Raw genomic sequence first — 7,467 nt, 5'->3', positions numbered from 1 at the left:
GGCATGGGCGTGCTGCCCGCCTTGCCCAAGATGGCCAGCCGAACTTCCCGATCCAGCCGGGATCCCGATCCGTAAGGATCCTCAGAGGGGGGCTCCAGTCTTTGCCCCAGAGGGGGCATTGCCATGATGCCCGGCTGCATGCCAGTAGCGCTGACCCAGATTTTGAAGCGATCCACCGCTGTCTCTGCCTCTTCGGGCAGTTGCATCTGCAGCAGATAGCGAGGGCCAGAGCCGACCAACACGCTTTCGCTGGGGCGCAGGCGGGCAGGAGAGTCCGGCTGGTAGGGATAGACCAAGCCGACGCTGCACTGCCGTTCGTCAAAGACTGTTACATAGACGTGCACTGGGGTGAGGGCCTTATTGCGCAAGGCGATGGCGAGGTTGCGGCCTGCCTGGATTTGCAGCTGGCCTTGGGGATCCCGCGGCAGGGGTCTGACCTCGGCGGGCCTGGAGCCGCTGGCTGGCGTTTCCAGTTGCAGAAACTCCACTTCCAGGACATTGCTTAAGGCGTCGCTAGCCGGTTGCAGGTTGAGGAGGTTGTCGAAGGCGGCCACGTGCTCCAACAGCCGCACAAGCTTGCGGGGCAGAGCCTGCAGCTTTTTCACTGGGATGCGGAAAGCCGCCAGGGCCACGTCTTCTCCGCGGCGGTAGAAGTAATAGGTTGCATCTGGCAGCATCTCTACCCGCAGAGCCGCCGTTTCCGGTTCAGTGTAGGCCAGAAGCGGCGAGGCCGGCAGAGCCGCTACCAACTCGTCAACAGAGATCGGCACTTGGCTGGGATCTGCACAGGTGAAGGCCACCCGCAACGGCTGGAACCGGAAAGATGACATGGGCAATCCTAGAACTCGGCTCCAGAACCTCCAGATCGGCAGGCTAAGCTTTATGCTAGCTGTTGTCGCAAAGGCCAATCCTAGCTGCTGGAGATCCTGAATTTGCAATTAAACTTAACACTCCAATGAAGGGAAAGGGAAGCCAAAATCCTGTCTGCAAGTGATCCCCAATGGTCTATCCTTAGATCCTGGTGTCGGGTTTGTCGCTGGAGCAAAGCTGACGCCCTTTTTGAAGTCATTGATGGAGACCCATGTTTAGCAAATCCTTTTCTTTGCAGAAAGCGCTGGCAGCGGTGCGTTGGCGGCTGTTGATTTGCATCCTGGCGCTGGGGCTGGCTGGGTTTGCTGGGTGGCCGGCCCTGGCAGCTAGGCAGATCCCTCCGGTACCTCTGTCGCCAACTGAAACCATTACTTTTACCGAGGCGCAACTGGCCCGCGGCAAGCAACTTTTTAACAAAACCTGTGCCCAGTGCCATGTGGGGGGTCAAACCCTTCCCAACCCAGATGTGACCTTGAAGCTTGCGGATCTGGCGGGGGCAACACCTCCTCGCGATAACGTGCTGGCAATCGTGGACTACATCAAGAACCCAGTCACCTACGACGGGGTAGAGTCCCTGGTGGAATACCATCCCAACACGCAGCTCTTGAGCGAGTATCCCCGCCTGCGCAACCTTACCGAGGAGGATCTGAAGTTAATTGCTGGCTATATCTTGGTTCAGGCCAAGACGGTGCCCGGCTGGGGCGGCACCAAGAGCGAATCCCACAGTGACCTTTCGGCCTATCTCTGATGCCTGGGCAAACTCAAGGGGCAAAGCGGTGGCGGATCCCTCAGCCGGCCTGGAGGTGGGCGGGGATCCTGCTCCTAGTTTGGCTGGGGTTGGCTAGCCCAGCGCTGGCCCGCGTGGATCCCTACGTGAGCCAATATCTGCGGGCAACTGGGCCGGTGGAGCTGCCCTGGGATGCGGAGGGACGCACCCTTACCTTTACTCCGGAGCAGCTGAGCGACGGGAAAAACCGCTTCCAATCTGCTTGCTTGAACTGCCATGTGGGCGGCTCTACCCTGCCCGCTCCCAACATTTCTCTCTCGCTGAAAGACTTGCGCGGTGCCACTCCGCCCCGCGACACCATCCAAGCTCTTGTCGAGTACCAGCGGGATCCCCGCAGCTACGACGGCAGCAAGCCTAGCTATGGCTGCCGTCCTGTGCCCCCCTCCTGGATGGATGATGAGGCGCTGCGCAACCTAGCTGCCTTTATCCTCAGGGCCGCTCAAGTGGCCCCCGGCTGGGGATCCAACACCTTCAACTAACCCCGTCCTGCCCCCCGCCAGGGATTGGTGGTAGCCTAGGGGAGAGGGAAGGTTGAGGTCATGCTCCAAAACATCCGCTCCCTGCTCCTAGGGCTGTGGATCCTGGCCTTGGGGATTTTCCTGGTCCAAAACTGGGGATCGGCAGCGGTGGTTGTTGTAGCTGGACAGGCTGGCCCTGCTGTACCTCTGTCGCTGGTGCTCTTGATGGCCTATGGAGTAGGAGTGGGCTTGGGATTTTTGTACGTGGGATCCTGGCAGCTCCACGAGCGGGCGTTGCAGCGCCAGGCCATTCGCAAGCTCAATCAGCTCCTCGACCGGGTGCGCTTTTTGGAAGCGCAGCTACTTCCCCCCGACCACTATTTGCCACCAGATTTGCCGGATCCTGAGACAGGCCGCTATTCCTATTCCAATATCCCGCCGGAACGCATTCGCGAGCCTGCCCCCGAACCCAGAGAACCTGAGGACGATGCAGCAACAACCCCCAGCTGGCGGATTGTCCGGCGGCCTTACTCTGCTGAAGAGGAGGAAGAATGGGATTCCTAAACTGGTGGAGATCGTCTCCAGCCCCCGCCCCTGAGCCCGCCCCCGAACCCCAGGGGCAGAATAACTACCTGCTCATCGTGCTAGACAGTTGCCGCTTCGACAGCCTGCTGGCGGCTAAGCCCAAGCACTTGCTGAAGCTAGGTCCTCTGGAAAAGCGCTGGAGCTACGCTTCCTGGACAGCTCCTGCTCACTACAACCTGCTCATGGGCCTGCTGCCCCATACCAGCCCCACCCACGTTTTTGCCTCCGAACACTACAAGCAGGAGTATTTGCGCTATAACGAGCGCCTCGGCACCCGGCAGCCGATTGAGTTCAAGCACCTGCTGCCTCACCTCTACCTGCCAACGCTCCTGAAGCACCAACTGGGCTACACCACCCACGCCCTGGTCTCCATGCCGGTGCTCAATCCCAGCACTCTGCTCAATCGCGACTTCGATTCCTACCGTCTCATGCCCCGGCACAACGACATGGCGGCTATGGTGGAGCAGTTGCGCTTTGATCCGGATCGCCCTAGCTTTTACCTGCTCAATGTAGGCGAAACTCACTATCCCTACGCCCTGCCCGATGAGGATCCCAGCGCGTGGCCCCACATTTCGGGGGTCAACGGGGTGCTCAAGCGGCTGGATGAAGGGAAAGAGGAGGGGATCCCTTTTTTCAGCGCCGCCCAGTTGGAGGAGCTGCGGCAGCGGCAGATTGAGGCGGTGCGCTACTTAGACGGGGTCTTTGAGCAGCTGTTCGATCTGGTTCCCAAAAACACCTACATCACGGTTACAGCCGACCACGGCGAACTGTTTGGAGAGGGGGGCTACTTCGGCCACGGCCCCATCCACCACGAAAAGGTGTTGGAGGTGCCCTTTATCGAGGGCAAAATTCGCTAGGACAATGCCTATTGGAAGCTAGACCTCCTGGATCTCCTCCCGGCGAGTTTCGAGGGGGCTTTTGCCGAGGGAGGTCACCTTTGCCGTCAAGTCCAACCCCTCTTCGGCGGCCAACTCGGCGGAACGGGCCACCTCGTAGAGACTCTTCACCACGCTGCTGAGGGGGATGGCAACGATCACGCCCAGGATGCCCCCCAGTTGCGCCCCCACCAACAGGGCAATCAAGATCCACACCGGGTTGAGGCCAATCAGCTCTCCCATCAGCCGGGGAGCGATGACCCGATCCTTGATCTGCTGCACGATCAGGGAGACCAGCACCACCTTGAGGCCGAGCCAAATGTCCTGGAAAGCCAGCAGCACTGCTGCCGCGCCAATACCAATGAAGCCCCCTACCAGCGGGATCACCTCCAGCAGGCCAATCAAGAGGCCAAACAAAAGCCCAAAGGGTACTCGCAGCAGCCCAAACACTGGCACCAGCATCAGGGCCATCATGAACCCCAACACCAACTGGCTGATGAGAAAGTTCTGAAAGCTGAGCACCAGGGCTTCGCCGATGCGCGGCCCCCAGGGCTTGGGAAAGAGGCTGAGCAACCCCTGCCAAAACTGGCCCCCATAGAGCAGCATGTAGAAGGCCAACACCAAGACCAACACCAAGTCGACCACCTGGTTAAAGGTGCCTAGGAGGATGTCGAGGGATTGGCTGGCAATTTTTTCGGCACCGGCCTGCAGGCGGCTGAGGAGAGTGTTCACCAGCTCCGGCTGGCCAAGGTTGATGTTGCGCTCGGCAGCCCAGAGGCTAATCTGGCCAAGCCAATGTTGTAAAGTATCCACCCACTCAGGGATCCGTGCCCCCAACTGCACCACCTGCTTAGCCAGGAGGGGCACAACGGCAATCCCCACCAAAACCAGCAGCACCACCGAGAGGGCAAAGACTAAAGCCACCGCTACAACACGGTTGACCCGGTAGCGCTGCAGCGCCTGGACTGGGTAGTTGAGCAAAAAAGCCAGTACCGCCGCTGTCAGGATGGTGGCGAGCAGATGGCCAAACAGACGGCCCACTTGCAGGGCCAGCCAGCCGCTAATGACCATCAAAATCCAGGTCACTAGCAGCCGCTGCAAGGGGGAAAAGGAAAAGCGGTTCATGCCAGGGAGATCCCACCAAGCCTAAAAACCCAGGATGCTATATCCACTGTCTACGTAGATCACCTGGCCAGTAATGCCGCTAGCTAGGTCGCTGGCCAGAAAAGCTGCCACATTGCCCACCTCGAGCTGGGTGATATTGCGCCGCAGCGGCGCTTTCTCCTCGACCGCGTGCAGCATGGCATGAAAATCAGCAATGGCCGAAGAAGCCAAGGTGCGAATGGGTCCAGCAGAAATGGCGTTCACCCGGATCCCGGCGGGGCCCAGCTCGGCTGCCAGGTAGCGAACGCAGGTTTCTAGGCCCGCTTTGGTGACAGCAGCCATGTTGTAGTTAGGCACCACTCGCACTCCCCCTAAGTAGGTGAGGGTGAGGACGCTGCTGCCGGATCTCAAGAGGGGCTTAGCGGCCCGGCAGAGGGCAATCAGGGAGTAGGTGCTCACATCCATGGCCAGGGCAAACCCCTGCCGCGAGATATCGCTAAAGTTGCCGCTCAGCTCCTCTTTTTTGACGTAGGCCAGGCAGTGAACCAGGATGTCGAGCTGGCCCCACTTTTGGGCCACTGCCTGAAATAGGTCGTTGATTTGCTGATCGCTTTGGACGTCGCAGGGAAGGAGAAAATCCGGCTGCAGGGGCTCAGTGAGTTGTTGGACTTTCGTCTTGAAACGATCCCGCTCGTCCGGCAAGTAGGTAACCCCCAACGTAGCTCCTGCTTTGTGCAGCTGCTGGGCAATGCCCCAGGCAATGGAGCGCTCGTTGGCAATGCCGGTTACCAAGGCTTTCTTTCCGGTCAGATCTAGCATAGGGAGACCAACGAAGTAGGGGTGGATGCTTATCCGTCCTTTAGCCGGGCTGGTAGGTGGAGGCTACGTGCAGTTCTTTAAGCTGCCTGGGCTCAACACCGGAGGGGGCACCGGTGAGCAAGCACCTGGCCTGCTGGGTTTTGGGAAAGGCGATGACATCGCGAATGGAATCTTCCCCTGCCAGCAGCATCACCAGCCGATCCAGTCCGTAGGCAATACCCCCGTGAGGTGGGGTGCCGTACTCAAAGGCTTCTAGCAAAAAGCCAAACTTCTCCCGCGCCTCCTCAGGACTAAGGCCAATGATTTGGAAAACCTGCTCCTGGATCTCCCGCTGGTAGATGCGCAGGGATCCCCCCCCCACTTCCACGCCGTTCCAGACCAAGTCGTAAGCCTGGGCCCGCGCCGTCTTCAAGTCGGCCAAGTCGTCAGGATGGGGAGCAGTAAAGGGGTGGTGCAGGGCTTCCAGGCGGTTTTCTTCGGCGTTGAATTCAAACATCGGGAAATCCGTAATCCAGAGGAGATTCAAGGCATTCTCCGGGATCAAACCCAGTTCATGGCCTAGATGCAGCCGCAGCCGGCCCAGCGACTCGTTGACCACCGCCGCCGGCCCTGCCCCAAACAGCAGCAGATCCCCTGGCTTGGCGTTGGTCAGCTGCCGCAACTGCTGTTCCTGCTCAGGGCTGAGGCTCTCCTTGAGGGCACCAATGGTGTCGAGGCTATCGGGACGCACCCGAATGAAGGCCAAACCGCCTGCCCCGTACTGAGTGACGAGCTTAAACAGATCTCCGCCCGGTTTGATGCGGGTGTTGGAGATCTGTTCATCGCCGCCGGGCACTGGCAGAACTTTGACGACTCCTCCCTGCTGCAGGGCTTTGGCAAAGACTTGAAAGCGGGATCCCTGAAACACCGCCGAAACATCCACCAACTCCAGCCCAAAGCGGGTGTCGGGCTTGTCGGAACCGTAGCGATCCATGGCCTCGGCGTAGGTCAGCCGTGGGAAGGGCCGGGGCAGGTCGATCCCTTTAACGGTTTTGAAGATATGGCAGATGAGCCGCTCGTTGAGCTCCAGGATTGCCTCCTGATCCATGAAGCTCATCTCCATGTCCAACTGAGTAAACTCCGGCTGGCGATCCGCCCGCAGATCCTCATCCCGAAAGCAGCGGGCAATTTGGTAGTAGCGATCCACACCAGCCACCATCAGCAACTGCTTAAAAAGCTGAGGCGACTGCGGCAGAGCAAACCACTCCCCAGGGTTGAGGCGGCTGGGCACTAGGTAGTCTCTGGCGCCTTCGGGAGTAGAGCGGGTGAGGATGGGGGTCTCTACCTCGATGAAGCCTTCCTCGTCTTCCAGAAAGCGGCGGATGGCCTTGATGACCTGGTGACGCAGTTGCAGGTTGCGCGACAGCCGCTCCCGGCGCAAGTCCAGGTAGCGATAGCGCAGGCGAATCTCCTCCCGCACCTCTTCCCCTTCTTCCCCGGAGACGCTGAAGGGAAGCTGCTTGGCCACCCGGCTAAGAATCTCCAGCTGCTCTGCATAAACCTCCACTTCGCCCGTGGCCAGGCGGGGGTTGAAGGAGTCGGCAGGCCGGGGCTGAACTGTTCCTGTTACCCGCACCACGTACTCATTGCGCACCTCCTTGGCTAGCTCGTAGGAAAGAGGAGTCTTCTGGGGATCGGCCACCAGTTGCACAATGCCGGAGCGATCCCGCAAATCGAGGAAGATCACGCCCCCGTGGTCGCGGCGGCGGTCAATCCAGCCGTAGAGGGTAACCGTCTGGCCGATATGGGCTGGGCGCACTTGGCCACAGTAGAGAGAGCGAGGCGGGCGACGGATGGCAGCAGGCATGGACGAGGTAAGAGAACGAGGGTCTGAGCCCCTATCATACAAAACTCAGCCCCCCTGTCTGGGAGCCCCTTCGGCTACCTGAACCCCCGCTTCGGCGGCAACCGTTTGGATGAGAGCGGGATT

General features: G+C 59.8%; 8 protein-coding genes. 4 read left to right on the top strand and 4 right to left on the bottom strand.

All coding sequences use genetic code 11. From position 1 onward, the window contains the following. The coding region (locus NW807_RS06315) for a hypothetical protein (RefSeq protein ID WP_414425587.1) at window positions 1–830 on the bottom strand (830 nt) is incomplete at its 3' end. A gap of 251 nt (window positions 831–1,081) precedes the next feature. Here NW807_RS06315 and psbV point away from each other — a divergent pair. From psbV to NW807_RS06295, 4 genes are read left to right on the top strand one after another with little or no spacing between them, the layout of a single operon-like run. Next, on the top strand, window positions 1,082–1,618 hold the full coding sequence (gene psbV, locus NW807_RS06310; RefSeq protein ID WP_414425586.1) for a photosystem II cytochrome c-550: 537 nt from the start codon (window positions 1,082–1,084) through the stop codon (window positions 1,616–1,618). Continuing rightward, a complete protein-coding gene (psbV2, locus tag NW807_RS06305) occupies window positions 1,618–2,136 on the top strand; it encodes a photosystem II cytochrome PsbV2 (RefSeq protein ID WP_414406164.1) in 519 nt (172 codons plus the stop codon). The genes psbV and psbV2 overlap by 1 nt, the downstream gene beginning before the upstream one ends. Window positions 2,137–2,196: 60 nt before the next feature. Next, the gene (locus NW807_RS06300; RefSeq protein WP_414425585.1) at window positions 2,197–2,679 is read left to right on the top strand and encodes a LapA family protein; all 483 of its coding nucleotides are present in this window, start codon (window positions 2,197–2,199) and stop codon (window positions 2,677–2,679) included. Beyond that, window positions 2,667–3,557: a sulfatase-like hydrolase/transferase gene (locus NW807_RS06295; RefSeq protein WP_414406162.1), complete on the top strand. Its 891-nt coding sequence runs from the start codon at window positions 2,667–2,669 to the stop codon at window positions 3,555–3,557. The genes NW807_RS06300 and NW807_RS06295 overlap by 13 nt, the downstream gene beginning before the upstream one ends. Before the next feature lie 18 nt (window positions 3,558–3,575). Here the strand turns inward: NW807_RS06295 and NW807_RS06290 are convergent, their stop codons facing one another. Genes NW807_RS06290 through aspS form a run of 3 tightly spaced genes read right to left on the bottom strand, consistent with a single transcriptional unit; the run spans window position 3,576 to window position 7,344 of the window. After that, on the bottom strand, window positions 3,576–4,700 hold the full coding sequence (locus NW807_RS06290) for an AI-2E family transporter (RefSeq protein ID WP_414425584.1): 1,125 nt from the start codon (window positions 4,698–4,700) through the stop codon (window positions 3,576–3,578). 21 nt (window positions 4,701–4,721) lie between these two features. After that, entirely contained in the window at window positions 4,722–5,498 is a 777-nt protein-coding gene (gene fabI / locus NW807_RS06285) for an enoyl-ACP reductase FabI (protein WP_414409843.1), read from the bottom strand. A 40-nt stretch (window positions 5,499–5,538) separates the two neighbouring features. Further along, window positions 5,539–7,344, bottom strand: a complete 1,806-nt coding sequence (gene aspS, locus NW807_RS06280) for an aspartate--tRNA ligase (RefSeq protein ID WP_414425583.1) — start codon at window positions 7,342–7,344, stop codon at window positions 5,539–5,541. Window positions 7,345–7,467: the final 123 nt, after the last annotated feature.

It is taken from the genome of Synechococcus sp. R70.1 (assembly GCF_047461675.1).
Taxonomy (GTDB): domain Bacteria; phylum Cyanobacteriota; class Cyanobacteriia; order Thermostichales; family Thermostichaceae; genus Thermostichus.
Note: the sequence above shows the minus strand (reverse complement) of the source record. Positions and strands in the feature narration are given on the sequence as shown.

Coding starts and splice junctions, on each gene's coding strand:
- NW807_RS06300 (WP_414425585.1), top strand. CDS start 2,197: ATGCTCCAAAACATCCGCTCCCTGCTCCTAGGGCTGTGGATCCTGGCC.
- psbV (WP_414425586.1), top strand. CDS start 1,082: ATGTTTAGCAAATCCTTTTCTTTGCAGAAAGCGCTGGCAGCGGTGCGT.
- fabI (WP_414409843.1), bottom strand. CDS start 5,498: ATGCTAGATCTGACCGGAAAGAAAGCCTTGGTAACCGGCATTGCCAAC.
- aspS (WP_414425583.1), bottom strand. CDS start 7,344: ATGCCTGCTGCCATCCGTCGCCCGCCTCGCTCTCTCTACTGTGGCCAA.
- psbV2 (WP_414406164.1), top strand. CDS start 1,618: ATGCCTGGGCAAACTCAAGGGGCAAAGCGGTGGCGGATCCCTCAGCCG.
- NW807_RS06290 (WP_414425584.1), bottom strand. CDS start 4,700: ATGAACCGCTTTTCCTTTTCCCCCTTGCAGCGGCTGCTAGTGACCTGG.
- NW807_RS06295 (WP_414406162.1), top strand. CDS start 2,667: ATGGGATTCCTAAACTGGTGGAGATCGTCTCCAGCCCCCGCCCCTGAG.